The following is a 17,974-nucleotide window of genomic DNA, read 5'->3' as shown; positions in this document are numbered from 1 at the left end:
ATGCCCGATTGGCTGTCCAATATGGAACCGCATTGGGCGTGGCTATCGCTCGGCGTGCTGCTCGCGGCGGCCGAGATCGTCGCCCCGGGCTTCTTCCTCATCTGGATCGGTGCGGCGGCAATCGTCACCGGCATCATCGCCTGGATCGTGCCGCTCAGCGTCCCGCTCCAGCTCGGCATCTTCGCTGTCCTGTCCTTCGTCGCGCTCTATGGCGGGCGGCGCTGGCTGAAGGCGAACCCGATCACCACGGCCGACCCGCACCTCAACCAGCGCGGCGGGCGGCTCGTCGGCGAGGTGCTGACGGTAACAAAGGCGATCGAGGACGGCCGCGGCCGCGCCAAGGTCGGCGACGGCGAATGGCCGGTGCGCGGGCCCGACGTGGCCGAGGGCGCGAAGGTCCGCGTCGTCAGCGCCGACGGCGGCGTGCTGGTGGTTGAATTGGCCTAGGACCGATAAATCAAAACCATGTGTCCCCGCGAAGGCGGGAGCACGCAGCTTTTCACTCTACCTGCCTACCCGCCCCGCGGCCGCGAATGGATCGCCACCACATGCCCCAGCGCGTCGCTGTCGCCGATGCGCCGAAAGCCGAGCTTCGCCGCCACGCGCTCCGACGCCTCGTTGCCTAGGTCGATAATGCAGCGCACGTCCTTGGCATCGAGGTTCGCGTCGGCCCAGCCGAGCGCCGCGGTCATCGCCTCGGTCGCATAGCCCGCCCCCCAATGGTCGGCGTCGAACGCCCAGCCCGCCTCGGGCCGCCCTTCGAGTTCGGGGATTCCGCGGCAGAAATAGCTGAGGCCTCCCATGCCGATCAGCGCGTCGTTCGCGCGGTCGGCGAACACCCAGTAACCGAAACCCATCACCGGCCACAGCCCGGCCGAGCTCAGGAACTTGCCCCAACTGACGTCGGGCGCGCGCGGTTCGCCGCCGATGAAGCGCGTGACGCGCGCGTCAGCCCACATCGCGATATGTATGTCCTTGTCGGCAAGGCGCCCGGGGCGCAGGCGGAGGCGGTCGGTCTCGATGACCGGAGGTGCAGTGAACATCGTCCCGATGTGCCGAAGCGCGGCGGAGCGGTCAATCGGGGTCGAGATAATGGTCGAACAGGTCGTGCAGCACCGCCGTGCCGTCGACCTGCTGCCGGGTCCGCAGCACGCCGATCCGGCCCACCCGCGTCAGCACGTCCACATGGCGCAGCACCTTGCGATAGGGCGGCCGCGCGTCGAGATCGTGGAACAGGAAAACGCAGTCGGGCTTGCAGTGGATGATCGCCTGCAACAGGCAGGCGACGCGAAAGCGCCCGGCGATCGCCACCGCATCGGGGCTGCCGCCCAGCCCGCGCCAGATATGCGTGTGATAGCGCGGCCAGTCGCGGATGCGGCTTTCGCCGGCAGGATGACCCCCCTCGCCCACCGGTCCGATGTCGATATGGACCGGGGTGAACTCGACCGCTTCGCGCGCGACCTCGCCCTGCACCGCGTGCAGCCGGGCGGGGTCGCTATCGACACTGACGATCCGCCGCACCTGCCGCGCCGCGACCAGCGTGGCCTCACCGCAGCCGAATTCGAGCAGCGAAGACAGCCCCGCAAGCTGCAACTCGATCTGCGCGACTTCGGCAGCGGTCAAATGTGGTCGCATGGTCCCCTCCCCACACAATCAGCGATATGGGAGGAGCGCCGCCGCGTCCAGTCGGCATCAGGGCGACGTTGGGGTGGTGAGCCGCCGTTGCCTATAACCGTCGCCCCCGCGAAGGCGGGGGCCGCCAGCGGCCTTAATCAGCGGTGCCCGCGTAAACCGACAGCGGCCCCCGCCTTCGCGGGGGCGACGGCTAGTTTCGGCTGCTACCCGTATTCCAGACAATATTTCGCCCTTCGCGGATCAGGCTGCCGCCGCGGCCAGTTCAGGTTTCGACGCATGTCCCGGCATGATCGCGTCGGCATAGTCGCTTTCATATTTCAGGATCAGCGACCGGTCGTCGTGGTTCCACGGGTGGAAACCCGGCATGAAATAGGAAAGCCAGGGCAGGAAGCTCTTGCGCAGCACGCCGGGCGTGCCGAGCAGATACCACCAGATGCGCGCCGTGACGCGCCAGCCGGTGAGGCCGTCCTGTTTGAGCAGCGCCTTCATCCCCTTGACGCGCTTCGGCCAGAAACGCGTGGTGACGAGCAGCATCATCAGCGACTTGGCACGCCAGCGCCTGAACCGGCTCCAGTCGCGCGTCGCGTGCAGCCAGGTGTCATAGGCGACGCCCTTATGCTCGATTTCCTCGATCGCGTGCCATTTCCATAAGGCGGCCCATTCGGGCTCGGCGCCCGCATACATTTTCTCGTCGCGCAGCATCACCGCAGCCATCATCGCGGTATAATGTTCGAGCGCGATCGTCGCCATCAGGTTGACGATCTGCGGGCGCGTCTTGATCAGGTCGAGCACCTGGTTGACGTCGTCCTCGAGCTCGGAAAGGTCGTAACCCGCCTCCGCCGCCTTCTTGTTGAAGACGACATGCTCGCGGCTGTGGATCACTTCCTGCTGCGTAAAGGCCCGGATTTCGCGCGCCAATTTCTCGGGGACGCCGTCGCGGTGCGCCTTCACCGCCTCGATGAACATCGCCTCGCCGCGCGGAAAGGTCACCGACAGCGCGGTGTGGAAGGCCGAGGCAATCGGATCGCCGTTCAGCCACCAGCGGCCCTGCCGGTCGTCGCGGCCGAAGCGCATGTCGCGCGGGGTGATCGACAGATCGGCGGGGGTCGGCGACCGGGAAAGACTGGACATATGGCGCATACCGTCGAAAAGGGTTGTTGGGGCCGGAAATAGGGTTTACTTACATATATGTCAATAGTGAAGAAGCGTTTGAGTCCCGAGGAAAGCCGGTCGGCGGCGCTCGAAGCCGCGCGCCAGATATTGATCGAAATGGGGCCGGCGGCGGTGACGCTGAAGGCCGTCGCGGCGCGGATCGACCGCACGCAGGCCGAGCCGCTGCACCATTTCGGCAGCGCCGCCGGCCTGCTGACCGAAGTGGCGATCCTGGGCTTCGAGGCGTTGCCGCCGGACCGCGCGCCTTCGCGCAGGTGCCGGCGGGCTGCAAAAGGCGCTCGCCGCCTATCAGGCCGAAACCGTGTGTGCGACGATCGGGCGGAAAATGGCCGAATCGGCACCGGGCGAGCGCAATGTGCGCGAGATCGTCGACCTCGCCTTCGACGCCTTCAACAGCGGCGGCGCGGGCGCGCTCGCGACCTGGATGGCGGCGACGGGCAACGACGACGCGCTCGACCCGATCGTCGAGGCGATCCACCGCCTGATCGACGGCATGGCGCCCGACGCGCACGAAAAACGCCTGATGCACGAGGATACGCTGGCGCTCGTGCTGATGGCGCTGGGCGACGCGCAGCTCGGCGGCCCGATGGCCGAAGCCCTCGGCCTGCCGCGCGACACCTCGCGCGTGCTCGCGACCGAGCTGATCACCGGCCGCATCGCCAAATTCTGGGCGGAGCATGGCGGGAAGCCCGCGAGCTGAAACAAGGCGATGAATAGCCGGTTCCGACCGGAAGCTGCCATTGATCCTCCCTGTCGCGCAGCGATGGGGAGGTGGCAGCGCGAAGCGCTGACGGAGGGGCTATGACGCAACGTCGCTGCCCCTCCACCATCGCCTGCGGCGCCTCGCGGGAAGCAACGCGCCCCGCGCGTTCCTTTTATCCCCCTCCCCGTGGCTTCGCCACAGGGAGGATCGGGATCGGCAGTTCACCAACCCAAAGCCGCCATCGGTATCGCGACTACCTTCCATAGCCTTCCCCCGTGGATGCCCTGCTAGTAAAATCGCGCCGTTCCGCCTAAAGGCCCCGCCATGCACTTCCTCGACCAAGCCAAGATTTTCATCAAGTCCGGCGACGGCGGCCCCGGCGCCGTGTCGTTCCGGCGTGAGAAATATATCGAATATGGCGGCCCCGACGGCGGCAACGGCGGCAAGGGCGGCGACATCGTCTTCGAGGCGGTCGCGGGCCTCAACACGCTGATCGATTTTCGCTACACCCAGCATTTCAAGGCGAAGCGCGGCACCCCGGGCGCGGGCCGCGACCGCACCGGCGCGGGCGGCCCCGACCTCGTCATCCAGGTCCCGATCGGCACGCAGATCCTTGCCGACGACGAGGAACGCAGCCTGCTCGCCGACCTGACCAAGGAAGGCGAGCGCATCCATTTCCTGCGCGGCGGCGACGGCGGCCGCGGCAATGCGAGCTACAAGACCAGCACCAACCGCGCGCCGCGCCAGCACGGTCCGGGCTGGCCGGGCGAGGAAATGTGGGTGTGGCTGCGGCTGAAACTACTCGCGGACGCGGGCCTCGTCGGCTTGCCCAACGCCGGCAAGTCGACCTTCATCAACGCGGTGACCAATGCGCAGGCCAAGGTCGGCGCCTATGCCTTCACGACGCTCCGCCCGCAGCTCGGCGTCGTCAGCCACAAGGGGCATGAGTTCGTCATCGCCGATATTCCGGGGTTGATCGCGGGCGCCGCAGAGGGAGCCGGCGTCGGCGACCGCTTCCTCGGCCATATCGAACGCTGCCGCGTGCTGCTCCACCTCGTCGATGCGAACGACGCGGATGTCGCGACGAGCTATCGCATCGTCCGCGACGAACTCGAAGCCTATGGCGCCGACCTGATCGACAAGCCGGTGATCGTCGCGCTCAACAAGACCGACACGCTCGACGATGAACTGATCGCCGCGCTCTCGGCCGAGCTCGAGGCCGAAAGCGGCCATCCGGTGATGGCGCTGTCGGGCGCGAGCGGCGCGGGGGTGCCCGCGGTGCTCGACAAGCTGCTCGCAGCGATCGGCCATCCCGAACCCGGCGAGGACGAAAGCGAAGAAGCTGGCGACTGGTCGCCGCTTTGATGTCGCTTATTCCGTCATCCCGGCGAAGGCCGGGATCTCGCCGATGCGTCATAACCATAGGGGGAGATCCCGGCCTTCGCCGGGATGACCGGAAATTCAGAGCCTGATGCTAGGAACGAAACGCCGCCGCAGGGAATTTCATGCGGAACAACAAGGATTTCGCATGACCGCACGCAACCGGCTTCCCGCCCTCCTCCTCATCACGCTCGCCGCCCCGGCGCAGGCGCAGGATGGCGAGAAGCGCACCCGCATCATCCTCGGCCCCCAGCTATCGCCGTCGTGGCCGGGCGCGGACAAGTTCAGCGTCGGCCCCTATATCGACGTCTCGCGCACCCGCGACAGCGCGTTCGAATATGAGGCGCCCGACGAAAGCTTCGGCTCGCCGCTCGTCCATGCGGGCGATTTCGCCTTCGGCCCGGCCTTCGGCTTCATCGGCAAGCGCAAGGCGTCCGACATCGGCGCCGACCTGCCCAAGGTCGGCTTCACGGTCGAGGCCGGCGGCTTCGCGCAGGTCTCGCTGACTCCGTCGCTCCGCATCCGCGCCGAAGGGCGCAAGGGGCTCAGCGGCCACAAGGGCTGGACCGGCGAAATCAGCGCCGACTATATCGCGCGGCAGGGTGACGACAGGCTCTTCTCGGTCGGCCCGCGCGTGACGCTCGGCGACGCCAGATATACCCGCGCCTATTTCGGCGTGACGCCCGCAGCCGCGGTCGCGTCGGGCCTGCCCGCTTACGATCCGGGCGGCGGCGTCCAGTCGGTCGGCGTCACCGCGGGCTATCACCGCATGCTCGGCAGAAATTGGGGCATCGCCGTCTACGGCCGCTATGACCGGCTCGTCGGCGACGCCGCCGGCTCGCCCATCACGCGCCAGCTCGGATCGCGCAGCCAGCCCTCGGGGGGCATCGCGCTCAGCTATACCTTCGGCGGCCGCTGACCGGCCCTATCCGCCACCCGGCGCCGGGAGCCGTGCGAGCCGCGCGACGAGCTGCGCCTGGCTCGTCGCGCCGGTCTTGCGGAAAATGCCCTTCAGCAGAAAGCGCACCGCGTTGAGGCTGACGGCGCGCAGCGCGGCATAATCCTGCAGCGTGTCGCCCGCGGCGAGCGCGACGGCGAGGCGCGCTTCGGCCGGGGTCAGGCCGAACCATTGCGCGACGCGATCGATCTCGACCACCGGGGTTTCGCCCGGCGCGCTGCCCAGCGTGACGATCAGCGAGGCGCCGAGGCGGACGCCGCCGAGCTGCTGCGCCGATTGCCGCGTCACCCGCGCGACGAGCACCGGGCATTCCTTGCCCGACGGCGCGACGGTCTGAAAGGCGAGCCCCGCGGGATCGGGGCTCCTGACGAGATCAAGCAATTGTTTCTGGCTCGGCGGATGGATGAAGGCGAAGCGGTCCCGCGCGGTGCCGATGAAGCCCGCGCGTTCATAGCGCGCGGCGCGGGCGTTGGCGGCGAGAATGTTCAGCTGATCGTCGAGGCTGAAGATCGCGAAGGGCGCGGTATCGGCGGCGGCGCGCGCGGCGCCCGCGGCAAGATCGAGCGTCGCGATGCGGTCGCTGATCCGCATCGCGCGCTGCATATGCGGGGCGAGCACGCGCAAGCCGCGCTTCAGCCGTTCGACGTCGCGGTCGCCGGGGCCGGGCAGCATCAGTCCGAGCCGGTCGCCGTCGCGGCGGTCGAGCATCACCGCGACGAGCCGGTCGATCCCATAGGGTTTCAGGAAGTTGCGGAAAAACTCGCTTTCATAGAATTCCTCGCGCGTCATGATGTCGAAACTGTCGACGACGCTGCCATTGCCATAGCGCATCAGCTTGCGCGACCAGGGATGATGGCCGGCATAGACCGCGGTGTAGATTTCCTGAATGCCCGCGGCGAGACCGGTCGCGGCGACGAAGCGCGCGCTCGGCGGATTGCTGCTCTCCCAGAGGATGAAAGCGGCGTCCCAGTTCAGGGGGCATAGAGCGCCGGTGATGCGGGCGAGGGTTTCGTTCCAGCTTTCGGGATGGAGCACCGAATCATAGATTTCGCCGATCAGCGCGTTGAGCACCTCCCATTCGGCCTGCGCGTCATGATCGGTCGCTATGGCCGGTCGCTGGTCGCCCTGCATGACTTCCCCCCAAAGAAGATACGCAGCCCCGGCATTTGAAGCGAGCCGCACCGTGATGGCAAGCGCAATGCGACAAAATGAAAAAAATGGGCGGCCTACCCAGGTGGGTAGCGAAACAAGGGCGCGAATCGGCCATGAAAGACCCGCGACCCGAGGAAGGTGGAACCAAGGCCATCTTGCTCTCTTGAAGTCCGCCGGCTTGCCGGCGGGCTTCATTTTTGGGCGAGGACGGCTTTGACCGGTTTCGACCGAAACCAGCCGTCGCCCACCTTTTACTTCGTCATCCCCGCGAAAGCGGGGACCCAGAGCATGCGTAGGCTGACCCCAGACTGGGTTCCCGCTTTCGCGGGAATGACGAACGATTGGGTTTGTCCGCTTCCCACCCCAATGCCGCCATCGTGCACGGGCTCAAAAAATCGCTGTCCTACATTATCCCGCACGCATAGCTTCGCCCCGCCATGCCCGCTCGCCGCCCTGCCGCACTGCACCTCTCTCCGGCTGCCGGCCCTCTCACGGGTATCATTATACCCGAGGGGAATGACAAGTTTGACAAGTTCGGAATAAAATTGCGCGAATCCTCGTCCGGACATTCGCATTGGCGGAACGCGCGCGGCGCGCTATCGGCGGCGCCATGAGCCTGTTTCCGCCCGCCGCCTGTCCCCGGCTGATCGTCAAGATCGGATCGGCGCTGCTCGTCGATCCGTCGGGCGCGGTCCGGCGCGACTGGCTTGCCGGGATCGCGGCCGACATCGGCGAACGGACGCGCGCGGGCCAGCAGGTCGCGGTCGTCTCGTCGGGCGCGATCGCACTCGGCGCGCGGCGGCTGGGGCTTGCCAAGGGAGGACGCGGGACGCTCGAGGATGCGCAGGCGGCGGCGGCGACCGGACAGATCGCGCTGTCGCAGGTCTGGGCCGAGGTGCTCGGCGCCGAGGAACTGACCGCGGCGCAGATGCTCGTGACCCTCGACGACCTCGAGCATCGCCGCCGCTATCTCAACGCCGCGGCGACGCTCGACCGGTTGCTCAGCCTCGGCGTCGTGCCGGTCATCAACGAGAATGACAGCGTCGCGACCGAGGAAATCCGCTTCGGCGACAACGACCGCCTCGCCGCGCGCGTCGCGCAGGCCGCGGCGGCGGGCGGCGTGATCCTGCTGTCGGACATCGACGGCCTTTATGACAAGAATCCCGCCCTTCCCGGCGCGAGCCATATCGCGCGCGTCGAGCGCATCGATGCCGCGATCGAGGCGATGGCCGACAGCGGCTCCGCCTCGGGTATGGGGTCGGGCGGCATGGTGTCGAAGATCGCGGCGGCGCGCATCGCCAACGCCGCGGGCGCGCATCTCGCGATCGCATCGGGGCGGATCGACCGCCCGCTCTCGACCGAAGCCCGGCACACGCTGTTCGCCGCCGAGCGCGGTGCGAGCGCGCGCAAGGCGTGGCTCGCGGGCGGGCTGACCGCGAAGGGCCGGGTCGAGATCGACGCGGGCGCCGCCAGGGCGCTGCAAGGCGGCGCCAGCCTGCTCGCCGCCGGCGTGACCGCGGTCAGCGGCAGCTTCGCGCGCGGCGACATCCTCGACATCGCCGGCCCCGACGGCCGCGTCATCGCGCGCGGCCTGTCCGAATATCCGGGCGCCGACGCCGCGAACATCGTCGGTCTCGGCCGCGACGCGCAGGAAGCGGCGCTCGGCTATGCGCCCAGAAGCGCAATGGTCCACCGCGACCATATGGTGCTCCTGTGAACGACCAGGCTTCCAAAGCCCCTCCCCTTCAGGGGAGGGGTTGGGGTGGGGGCGATCGGCCTTGCGCTATCTCGACAGCCCCCACCCCCTGCCCCTCCCCTGAAGGGGAGGGGGGAAGATGACCCTCACCCTCGCGATGACCGGCGCGACCGGCTTCGTCGGCGGTGCCGCGATGCGGCGAGCGGTCGCGGCGGGCTGGCACGTCCGCGCCCTCACCCGCCGCGCGCAGCCCGAACGCGAAGGCGTGACGTGGATCGCGGGCGCGCTCGACCAGCCCGAGAGCCTCGCCGAGATGGCGACGGGCGCCGACGTCGTCATGCACATCGCGGGCGTCGTCAACGTGCCCACTCGCGCCGCCTTCGAGGCGGGCAATGCGACCGCAACCGCGAATGTCGTCGATGCCGCGCGCAATGCCGGGATCACGCGCTTCGTCCACGTCTCCTCGCTCGCGGCGCGCGAGCCTGCGCTGTCCAACTATGGCTGGTCGAAGGAGCGCGCCGAGGCCGTCGTCATCGAAAGCGGCCTCGACTGGACGATCGTCCGCCCGCCCGCGGTCTTCGGCCCCGGCGATACCGAAATGCTCGACCTGTTTCGCATGGCGCGGCGCGGCATCGCGCTGGTGCCGAACGGGCGCATGTCGGCGATTTACGTCGACGAGCTCGCGCGGCTGCTCGTCACGCTCGCCGCCGACCGCAGCGTCAGCATCGGCCAGATTTACGAGCCCGACGACGGCAAGCCGGCGGGCTGGTCGCACCGCGGCTTTGCCCGCGCCGTCGCGCGCGCCGTCGGACGCCAGCGCCTCTCGACGCTCGCGACTCCCGCACTGCTGCTCAAGGCCGGCGGGAGGCTCGACAAACTCGTGCGCCGGAGCCGCGCCAAGCTGACCCCCGACCGCGCGCGCTATATCGCGCATCCCGACTGGGTTGCGACCGAAGGCAAATGCCCGCCCGCCGAGTTATGGCGCCCCGAACTGGACACCGGCGAGGCGCTCGCCGAAACGGTGCGCTGGTATCGCCGCGAGGGCTGGCTGTGAGGCAGATAAGCCCCTCCTCTTCAGAGGAGGGGTTGGGGTGGTGGACGCCGGTGCGGCAACACCACCCCGCTGCGACTAGCGAACGAGTTCGCAAGTCTCGCTGCCCCTCCTCTGAAGAGGAGGGGATGCGGAAGGCCGTTCACCCCCCTCCCGTCGCCCGCCCGTCGAAGCGTGCATTGCCAAGGGCGGGGCGCATCCCTAGGTTTGCGGGCATGACCGACAGCACTGCCAACACGCCCAACGATCCCGCCGGCCCCTGGGCCATCCCCGTGCGCCGTCCGCTGCCCGGCGACGACAAGCGCAAATCCACGACCAGCTTCCCGCGCAAGGTCTGGAACCTGCTCGTCGGGATCAAGGACGCGCTCGCGCTCATCTTCCTGCTGCTCTTCTTCGTGGCGCTGTTCGGCCTGCTCGCCGGACGCCCCAATGCCGGCCTGCCGGTCAGCAAGGGCGCGCTCGTGATCGAACTCGACGGTATCGTCAGCGAACAGCCCGCCGAGATCGATCCGCTCGCGGCGCTGTCGGGCGGCGCGCAGCTCAAGGAAATCCGCGTCCGCGACGTCGTCCACGCGCTCGAAGTCGCCGCCGGCGACGATCGCGTAACCTCGGTCGTGCTCGACCTCGACCGCTTCCTCGGCGGCGGACAGGTGTCGCTCGCCGAGATCGGCGCCGCGATCGACAAGGTGCGCGCGAAGAAAAAGCCCGTCCTCGCCTTCGCGACCGCCTACACCACCGACAGCTATCAGATCGCCGCGCACGCGAGCGAGATCTGGGCCGACGGCATCGGCGGTGTCGCGATCGCCGGCCCGGGCGGATCGCGCCTCTATTACAAGGGGCTGATCGACCGGCTCGGCGTCACTGCGCACATCTATCGCGTCGGCACCTTCAAGAGCGCGGTCGAGCCTTTCCTGCGCAGCGACCAGTCGCCCGAAGCGAAGGAAGCCAATCTCGCCTATGCCGGCGTGCTCTGGGAAAACTGGCTGACCGACGTCAAAAAGGCGCGCCCTGCCGCCAAGCTCGATGCCTTCATCGCGGACACCGCGGGCGCGGTGAAGGCGGCGGGCAACGATCTGTCGAAAGCCTCGCTCGACGCCGGCCTCGTCGACAAGCTCGGCAGCCGCATGGCGTTCAACCGCCGCGTCGCCGAGATCAGCGGCACCGCCGACGACAGCAAGCCGTGGGAATATAATGCGATCCCGCTCGAAAATTGGGTCGCCGCCAATCCGCCCGAACAAAAGGGCAGCGCGATCGCGGTCGTCCCAGTGGTCGGCGAGATCGTCGATGGCGAAGCGCCGAGCGGCGTCGCGGGCGGCGAGACCGTCGCGCAGCACATCCTCGACGCCGCCGCCGACAGCAGCATCAAGGCGGTCGTGCTGCGCGTCGATTCGCCCGGCGGATCGGTGCTCGCATCGGAGGAAATCCGCCAGGCGCTGCTCGCCGCCAAGGCGAAGAAACTGCCGATCGTCGTCTCGATGGCGAATGTCGCGGCGTCGGGCGGCTATTGGGTCTCGACCCCCGCCGACCGCATCTTCGCCGAGCCCGAGACGATCACCGGGTCGATCGGCGTGTTCGGCATCCTGCCGAGCTTCGATCAGGCGCTTGCCAAGATCGGCGTCAACGCCGACGGCATCGCGACCACCCCGCTGTCGGGCCAGCCCGATATTTTCGGCGGCGTGAATGACGAGTTCAACGCGCTGGCGCAAGCAAGCGTCGAGGACATCTACGCGCGCTTCACCGGCCTCGTCGCGAAGAGCCGCAAGCAGCCGCTCGACAAGATATTGCCCATCGCCGAAGGGCGCGTCTGGGCCGGCGGCACCGCGCGCCAGATCGGGCTCGTCGACCAGTTCGGCGGCCTGCCCGACGCGCTGGCGGCAGCGGCGAAGCTCGCCAAGGTCGACGGCGATTTCCACGCCAAATATTTCGAGGACGAGCCGAGCGAATTTTCGAAGCTGCTCGCGAGCTGGTCGGGCGCCGAGGAGGAGCAGGCGACGGCGCTCCCGCGCGGCTGGTTCGGCATCGCGGCGATGAACCGCCAACTCACCGAGCGCCGGCTGGTGCAGGATTTGACGATGCTGTCGCAAACGGGGTCGGTGCAGGCGTCGTGCCTCGACTGCCGCGCCTACCTCCCCGCCGTCCCGCGGTCGGGCCAGGCCGAAGCGAAGGGCTTCCTCGCGGCGCTGGCGACGCTGCTGCGCTGACGCCGCCTCTCGCGCTAGCCTGGATCGGCTTCGACGACACGCTATAGCGTTTCCTGTGTCCCCGCGAAGGCGGGAGCTCACGGCCTGTTTAGTCAAAGATAGTCATGCTCAAGCCGGAGGGGAGACGAGCTTGCGCCCATCCCTCGGCCCCGCTATGCCAGCTTGACGTTCACGTTAAGGGAAAGACGAGCCCATGCGCTTCGAAGGCACCAGCGCCTATATCGCCACCGACGACCTCAAGGTCGCGGTCAACGCTGCGACGCTGCTGCGCCGCCCGCTGCTCGTGAAGGGCGAACCCGGCACCGGCAAGACCGTGCTGGCCGAGGAAATCGCCAAGGCGTTCGACGCGCCGCTGATCACCTGGAACATCAAGTCGACGACGAAGGCGCAGCAGGGCCTTTACGAATATGACGCGGTCGCGCGGCTGCGCGACGGCCAGCTCGGCGAAGAGCGCGTCCACGACATCCGCAACTACATCAAGCGCGGCAAGCTGTGGGAAGCCTTCACCTCGCCCAAGCTGCCCGTGCTGCTGATCGACGAGATCGACAAAGCCGACATCGAATTTCCGAACGACCTCCTCCAGGAACTCGATCGCATGGCCTTCCACGTCTATGAGACCGACGAGACGGTGACCGCGAAGGAACGCCCGATCGTCGTCATCACCTCGAACAATGAGAAGGAACTGCCCGACGCCTTCCTGCGCCGCTGCTTCTTCCATTACATCAAATTCCCCGACCGCGACACGATGGCCGAAATCGTCGAGGTCCATTTCCCCGGTATCCAGAAAACGCTGGTCAGCCGCGCGATGGACATTTTCTACGAGGTGCGCGAAGTTCCGGGGCTCAAGAAAAAACCCTCGACGAGCGAACTCATCGACTGGCTCAAGCTGCTCCTCGCCGAGGATATGCCGCTCGAAGTCTTGCAGAACCGCGACGTCGGCAAGGCGATCCCGCCCTTGCACGGCGCGCTTCTCAAGAATGAGCAGGACGTGATGCTGTTCGAAAAGCTCGCCTTCATGGCGCGGCGGCAGGGGAGCTGAACTCCAATATCTCGTCATTGCGAGCGTAGCGAAGCAATCCAGTGCGGTTTACGCTTACTCTGGATTGCTTCGCTACGCTCGCAATGACGGAAATCAAAGCTGATACGCCACCTCGACATCGCCCCAGCGACGGCCGCCGATCACCGCGGGCATATAGACGTTGCGTACCGTCACATAATTGATCCCGTCGCCTTCCTGGCGATAGACGGTCATAAAGAAGGGCGCGGTGCTGCGCTTCGCCGCCATGTCGGTATCGTCGAGCAGGATGCGGCCGTTGCGGCAATGCGCGGTGTCGTGCTCGAGGTCGCCGGTCGGCGCGCGCGAACAGTCGCTGATATGCGTCGGCAGAAAACCGTTCATGTCGCCCGCCGACGACATCCTGATTTCGGGATGATCGGCGACGATGCGATCGAATAGCGGGCGCCAATTGGCGTCGGCCCAGTCGCACAGCGTCGTGCGAAAGCGTTCGGGGTTTGAGTTCGGCACGCGGACATAGTTGGTGTCGAAAAGCTGCTCCATCGTGAGCTCGCCGCGCGCGATCGCCTTTTCGGCAAGGCTGACGAATTCGTCGCGCACCTTCGCGGCAAGTTCGACGATCGCCGAATCCTGCGGGCTGACCCCCGCCGAGATCACCGCGTTGAACATGCGGTTCGACACATGCTCCATCGACAGGATCGAATCGCGCGTTCCCTCCAGCGTCGCACCATTGTCGCGCACCGAGGCGACGACGCTGTCGAGCGCCTCGCGCACCTTCGCGCCATTGGCATGCACCATCGCGCTCGATTGCGCGATCCGGTCGCTCTGATCGTCGAGCAGGGCAACGAGATGCGTCGCATCGTGCAGCGCATCGGTGATCGTTTCGAACTGCGCCTCGGCGCGGCTCGATTGTTCGACGCCCGACTGTATCTCGGCGACCAGCCCGCCCGCTTCGGCGGCGAGGCTGCCGATGCTGCGGCGGATCTCGTCGGTCGCGCCGCGCGTATTCTGCGCCAGCTTCTTCACCTCGGCGGCGACGACGGCGAAGGTGCGGCCGGCATCGCCCGCGCGCTCGGCCTCGATCGCGGCGTTCAATGCGAGCATGTTGGTGGTCTTGGCGATCGACTCGATCGACTGGCTGACCTGCTGCACCTGTTCCATCACCGCGGCGAAATTGGTGACATGCGTGCCGAGCCGCGCGACGAGGTCGATGACCGAGCGGAATTCGGTGACCGCGGCATTGACCCGCTCGGCGCCGGTATCGAGCTGTTCGCAGGCGCGCGCCGACAGCAGTTTCGCCTCGTCGGTCGAATCGGCGATCTGGCGCTGATCGGCCTCGAGGCTGACGACATATTCCTCGAGCCGGCCGAGTTCGCCGATCTGCCGCTCCATCTGGTCGGTCGCGCGCTTGATCCGCCCCGCGGCGTCGCTGCACCCTACGGCCAACTCGCCGCAGTCGCTCGCCACCGACTGGTCGAGGATCGGCTCCGCCGGGTTGATCGGATCATATTTCATTGGCTTGCCCACGTCCCTGAATGATCGAGAAGCTATGCCGGACATTGGTTAACGGGGCGTCAATGGGTGGGGTGCGGATATGGCGGCTTTGGGGTGGGGAGCCGCCACTCCCTACCTTCGTCATTCCCGCGAAAGCGGGAACCTAGTGCGGGATCGGCCTACGCGCGCTCTGGGTCCCCGCTTTCGCGGGGATGACGATGTAAGAGGCCGCAATCGACCGGTCTCAGACATTCGTCATCCCGGACTTGATCCGGGATCCATTCTTTCCACGCCGCGTGAATGGACCCCGGATCAAGTCCGGGGTGACGATGAAAGATAGGTCCGCAGGCATTCGCAAATCGCCTTTGCGCCTTCCATCCTTCCGCTTTCCGTAAACGTAAAGTGATTGCACGCGCGGCGCGAAAGCGATACGCCTGATCCATGTTTTTCGGCTTTCTCGACGAGCTTCGCGCCGCAGGCATTCCCGCGAGCCTGAAAGAGCATCTGATGCTCCTCGAGGCGCTCGACCGCGAGGTGATCGATCGCAGCCCCGAGCAATTCTATTACCTCAGCCGCGCGATCTATGTGAAGGACGAGGGCCAGCTCGACCGCTTCGACCAGGTGTTCAACAAGGTCTTCAAGGGCATCCTTTCCGATTACGGCCAGAACCCGGTCGACGTCCCCGCCGACTGGCTGAAAGCGGTCGCCGAGAAATTCCTGACGCCTGAGGAAATGGCCGCGATCGAATCGCTCGGCGACTGGGACAAGATCATGGAGACGCTGAAGCAGCGGCTCGAGGAACAGCAGAAGCGCCACGAGGGCGGCAGCAAGTGGATCGGCACCGGCGGCACCTCGCCCTTCGGCAATTCGGGCTACAACCCTGAGGGCGTGCGGATCGGCGGCGAGAGCAAGCACAAGCGCGCGCTGAAAGTCTGGGAAAAGCGCGAGTTCCAGAACCTCGACAACACGAAGGAACTCGGTACCCGCAACATCAAGATCGCGCTGCGCCGCCTGCGCAAGTTCGCGCGCGAGGGCGCGGCCGACGAGCTCGACATTCCGGGCACGATCGACGGCACGGCGCGGCAGGGCTGGCTCGACATCCGGATGCGGCCCGAACGGCGCAATGCGGTCAAGCTGCTGCTCTTCCTCGACGTCGGCGGGTCGATGGACCCGTTCATCAAGCTGTGCGAGGAACTCTTCAGCGCCGCGACAAGCGAGTTCAAGAATCTCGAATTTTTCTATTTCCACAATTGCCCCTACGAAGGCGTGTGGAAGGACAATAAGCGCCGCTGGTCCGAACGCCATCAGATGTGGGACATCCTTCATAAATATGGTCATGATTACAAAGTGATCTTCGTCGGAGACGCGTCGATGAGCGCCTATGAGATCACCCATCCGGGCGGCAGCGTCGAACATTTCAACGAGGAATCGGGCGCGGTCTGGCTGCAGCGCATCACCCATGTCTACCCCGCCGCGGTGTGGCTCAATCCGGTGCCCGAGGCGCATTGGGGCTACACCCAGTCGGTGAAGCTGATCAAACAGCTGATGAACGACCGCATGTATCCGCTGACGCTCGCCGGCCTCGACGATGCGATGCGCGAGTTGACGCGAAAGCATTGACGCCAGCCTCGTAACCGACAAAGCATCCGCATCCCCGAGCGAAGACGAGGGGTTCGTTCGAGCGGAGCGAGAACCCGCAACGCCGCAGCCTCGACTTCGCTCGGCATAGCCCCTCGTCTTCGCTCGGGGAGACGGGAATTTCAGATCGAGCCCCAATGATCGACCTCCCCCTTATCACCATTCTCCTGCTCACCGGGTTCATCAACCTGATCGGGGCGCTCGCTTATGCCGCACGGATCGCGGGGGTGCGGACGCGGCGGATCGCGATGTCCTTTGCGCTGTTCAACATCCTCGTGCTCTTCTCGCGCACCTCGAACAGCTTCCTCGGCCCTTTCCTCGCCAAGCGGATCGAGACGCGCATCCACGACGGCAGCGGCGGGCAGCTCTTCTTCGACATGCAGATGGTGCTCGCCGCGGCGAGCGTCGCGACCTTGATCGGCATATTGCTCGTCCCCACGGGGCAGCGCATGTTCGCCGCCGCGATCGGCTGGTATCAGGACAATCGCTCGACGACGAGGCTCGCACTGAAGGCCGCGAGCCCCGGTGGCCTGCGCACCTTGGGGCGGTCGCTGACCGTCCCCAGCCTTTCGCATCTCAAGAGCTGGCAAATGCCCAAGGGGATCGGCTGGGGCGTGCTGATCGCCAATTGCCTCGCGCAATCCCTGCTCGCGGTCGGCGTCGTCGCGTCGCTCTACGCCGGCTATCTTGCCCCGGAATTCCGCGTCACCGCGTCGCAGCTTTCGGCGCTGATCAACGGCTTCGCGACGATCCTGCTCTTCGCCTTCATCGATCCGCAATTGTCGGTGATGACCGATGATGCGGTCGAGGGGAAGGTCGACGAGGGCGATTTCCGCCGCGCGATCACCTTCATTTCCTTGAGCCGTCTCGCGGGCACGGTCCTCGCGCAGGCGCTGCTGCTTCCCGCCGCGATGCTGATCGCGTGGGTCGCCGTCCATGTCTGAAGCTGAAGCGAACGGGACGCGCGGCCACAGCCGCTTTCACGCCGTCCGCGCCCGGCTCGAGGCGATGGCGGTCGAGCCGGGACCGCGCGGCTGGTTCCTCGAATTTCTCGTCTTCGGCTTCAAACAGGGCTGGGCATGCCTGTTCGGCGGCCTGATGCTCGCGCTATTGCTCAGCACGCACCTCTTCTGGCCCGAAAGCGCGCCGCTTCACCGCTATGATGCGATCACGATCGGCGCGGTGTTGATCCAGCTCGGCATGCTCTCCTTCCGGCTCGAAACGCCGAAGGAAGCACTCGTCATCCTGATCTTCCACATCGTCGGCACGGTGATGGAATTGTTCAAGACCGCGGCGGGATCGTGGCAATATCCCGAGGCGAGCCTGCTCCACATCGGCGCTGTGCCGCTCTTCTCGGGCTTCATGTATGCCGCGGTCGGCAGCTATATCGCCCGCGTCTGGCGCATCTTCGATTTCCGCTACACGGGCTATCCGCCGGTCTGGACGAGCTATGCCCTCGCCGCCGCCATCTATGTCAATTTCTTCGCGCATCATTGGGTTTACGACATCCGCTGGTTCCTCTTCGCGGCGACCGCTTTGCTCTTCTGGCGCTGTCAGGTGTGGTTCCGCCCGCTCCACGTCCACCGCCGCATGCCGCTGCTCGTCGGCTGGGGTCTCGTCGCGCTGTTCATCTGGTTTGCCGAGAATATCGGCACCTTCGCGCGCGCCTGGACCTATCCCAGCCAGAACGGCGGCTGGCACATGGTCGGGGTCGAAAAGCTCGGCAGCTGGTATCTGCTGATGATCATCAGCTTCGTGTTGGTCAGTCTGGTGCAGCGGCCGAAAGCGCCGGACGCCGCTGGACAACCGTCGCCCCCGCACAGGCGGGGGCCGCTGTAGGCCTTATCCAATGCCGAAGCGTAAACCGCAGACGGCCCC

The 17,974-nt window shown here is 66.6% G+C and carries 16 protein-coding genes and 1 pseudogene; 11 read left to right on the top strand and 6 right to left on the bottom strand.

Features of this window, described 5'->3' with window-relative positions:
- Nucleotides 1–447: an NfeD family protein gene (locus QZL87_RS02375; protein WP_295323298.1), complete on the top strand. Its 447-nt coding sequence runs from the start codon at nt 1–3 to the stop codon at nt 445–447.
- Nucleotides 448–512: 65 nt separating this feature from the next.
- On the opposite strand, the gene QZL87_RS02370 is transcribed toward QZL87_RS02375, so the two are convergent.
- From QZL87_RS02370 to QZL87_RS02355, 4 genes are all read right to left on the bottom strand, one after another.
- Complete coding sequence (locus QZL87_RS02370; protein ID WP_295323296.1) at nt 513–1,043, bottom strand: GNAT family N-acetyltransferase; 531 nt, start codon at nt 1,041–1,043, stop codon at nt 513–515.
- A gap of 31 nt (nt 1,044–1,074) precedes the next feature.
- Nucleotides 1,075–1,635 (bottom strand): hypothetical protein, encoded by a 561-nt coding sequence (locus QZL87_RS02365; RefSeq protein ID WP_295323293.1) that lies wholly within the window; start codon nt 1,633–1,635, stop codon nt 1,075–1,077.
- A 240-nt stretch (nt 1,636–1,875) separates the two neighbouring features.
- Complete coding sequence (locus tag QZL87_RS02360) at nt 1,876–2,766, bottom strand: metal-dependent hydrolase (RefSeq protein WP_295323290.1); 891 nt, start codon at nt 2,764–2,766, stop codon at nt 1,876–1,878.
- A 60-nt stretch (nt 2,767–2,826) separates the two neighbouring features.
- A complete protein-coding gene (locus QZL87_RS02355; protein ID WP_295327172.1) occupies nt 2,827–2,979 on the bottom strand; it encodes a hypothetical protein in 153 nt (50 codons plus the stop codon).
- Here QZL87_RS02355 and QZL87_RS02350 point away from each other — a divergent pair.
- The 3 genes and pseudogenes from QZL87_RS02350 (at nt 2,905) to QZL87_RS02340 (ending at nt 5,810) form a co-directional block, all read left to right on the top strand.
- Nucleotides 2,905–3,508: pseudogene (locus QZL87_RS02350) on the top strand (TetR/AcrR family transcriptional regulator). The gene QZL87_RS02355 and the pseudogene QZL87_RS02350 sit on opposite strands and share 75 nt — an antisense overlap.
- Nucleotides 3,509–3,835: 327 nt before the next feature.
- Complete coding sequence (obgE, locus tag QZL87_RS02345; protein WP_295323287.1) at nt 3,836–4,876, top strand: GTPase ObgE; 1,041 nt, start codon at nt 3,836–3,838, stop codon at nt 4,874–4,876.
- A gap of 163 nt (nt 4,877–5,039) precedes the next feature.
- Complete coding sequence (locus tag QZL87_RS02340; protein WP_295323285.1) at nt 5,040–5,810, top strand: MipA/OmpV family protein; 771 nt, start codon at nt 5,040–5,042, stop codon at nt 5,808–5,810.
- A 6-nt stretch (nt 5,811–5,816) separates the two neighbouring features.
- Here the strand turns inward: QZL87_RS02340 and QZL87_RS02335 are convergent, their stop codons facing one another.
- Complete coding sequence (locus QZL87_RS02335) at nt 5,817–6,980, bottom strand: hypothetical protein (RefSeq protein ID WP_295323282.1); 1,164 nt, start codon at nt 6,978–6,980, stop codon at nt 5,817–5,819.
- 631 nt (nt 6,981–7,611) lie between these two features.
- Here QZL87_RS02335 and proB point away from each other — a divergent pair.
- The 4 genes from proB (at nt 7,612) to QZL87_RS02315 (ending at nt 12,988) form a co-directional block, all read left to right on the top strand.
- Nucleotides 7,612–8,718, top strand: a complete 1,107-nt coding sequence (gene proB, locus QZL87_RS02330; protein WP_295323280.1) for a glutamate 5-kinase — start codon at nt 7,612–7,614, stop codon at nt 8,716–8,718.
- Nucleotides 8,719–8,836: 118 nt separating this feature from the next.
- On the top strand, nt 8,837–9,751 hold the full coding sequence (locus tag QZL87_RS02325) for an NAD(P)H-binding protein (protein ID WP_295323278.1): 915 nt from the start codon (nt 8,837–8,839) through the stop codon (nt 9,749–9,751).
- 212 nt (nt 9,752–9,963) lie between these two features.
- Nucleotides 9,964–11,949, top strand: a complete 1,986-nt coding sequence (gene sppA, locus QZL87_RS02320; protein ID WP_295323277.1) for a signal peptide peptidase SppA — start codon at nt 9,964–9,966, stop codon at nt 11,947–11,949.
- A gap of 193 nt (nt 11,950–12,142) precedes the next feature.
- Nucleotides 12,143–12,988: a MoxR family ATPase gene (locus QZL87_RS02315; RefSeq protein ID WP_295323274.1), complete on the top strand. Its 846-nt coding sequence runs from the start codon at nt 12,143–12,145 to the stop codon at nt 12,986–12,988.
- A 93-nt stretch (nt 12,989–13,081) separates the two neighbouring features.
- Here the strand turns inward: QZL87_RS02315 and QZL87_RS02310 are convergent, their stop codons facing one another.
- Entirely contained in the window at nt 13,082–14,479 is a 1,398-nt protein-coding gene (locus QZL87_RS02310; protein WP_295323272.1) for a methyl-accepting chemotaxis protein, read from the bottom strand.
- Between the two features lie 420 nt (nt 14,480–14,899).
- On the opposite strand from QZL87_RS02310, the gene QZL87_RS02305 reads away from it, so the two are divergent.
- From QZL87_RS02305 to QZL87_RS02295, 3 genes are all read left to right on the top strand, one after another.
- Complete coding sequence (locus tag QZL87_RS02305) at nt 14,900–16,078, top strand: VWA domain-containing protein (RefSeq protein ID WP_295323269.1); 1,179 nt, start codon at nt 14,900–14,902, stop codon at nt 16,076–16,078.
- 155 nt (nt 16,079–16,233) lie between these two features.
- Nucleotides 16,234–17,040, top strand: a complete 807-nt coding sequence (locus QZL87_RS02300) for a lipid II flippase Amj family protein (RefSeq protein ID WP_295323266.1) — start codon at nt 16,234–16,236, stop codon at nt 17,038–17,040.
- On the top strand, nt 17,033–17,935 hold the full coding sequence (locus tag QZL87_RS02295) for a DUF817 domain-containing protein (protein WP_295323264.1): 903 nt from the start codon (nt 17,033–17,035) through the stop codon (nt 17,933–17,935). The genes QZL87_RS02300 and QZL87_RS02295 overlap by 8 nt, the downstream gene beginning before the upstream one ends.
- Nucleotides 17,936–17,974: the final 39 nt, after the last annotated feature.

Origin of the sequence: uncultured Sphingopyxis sp. (assembly GCF_900078365.1) — a bacterium.
Taxonomy (GTDB): Bacteria; Pseudomonadota; Alphaproteobacteria; order Sphingomonadales; family Sphingomonadaceae; genus Sphingopyxis.
Note: the sequence above shows the minus strand (reverse complement) of the source record. Positions and strands in the feature narration are given on the sequence as shown.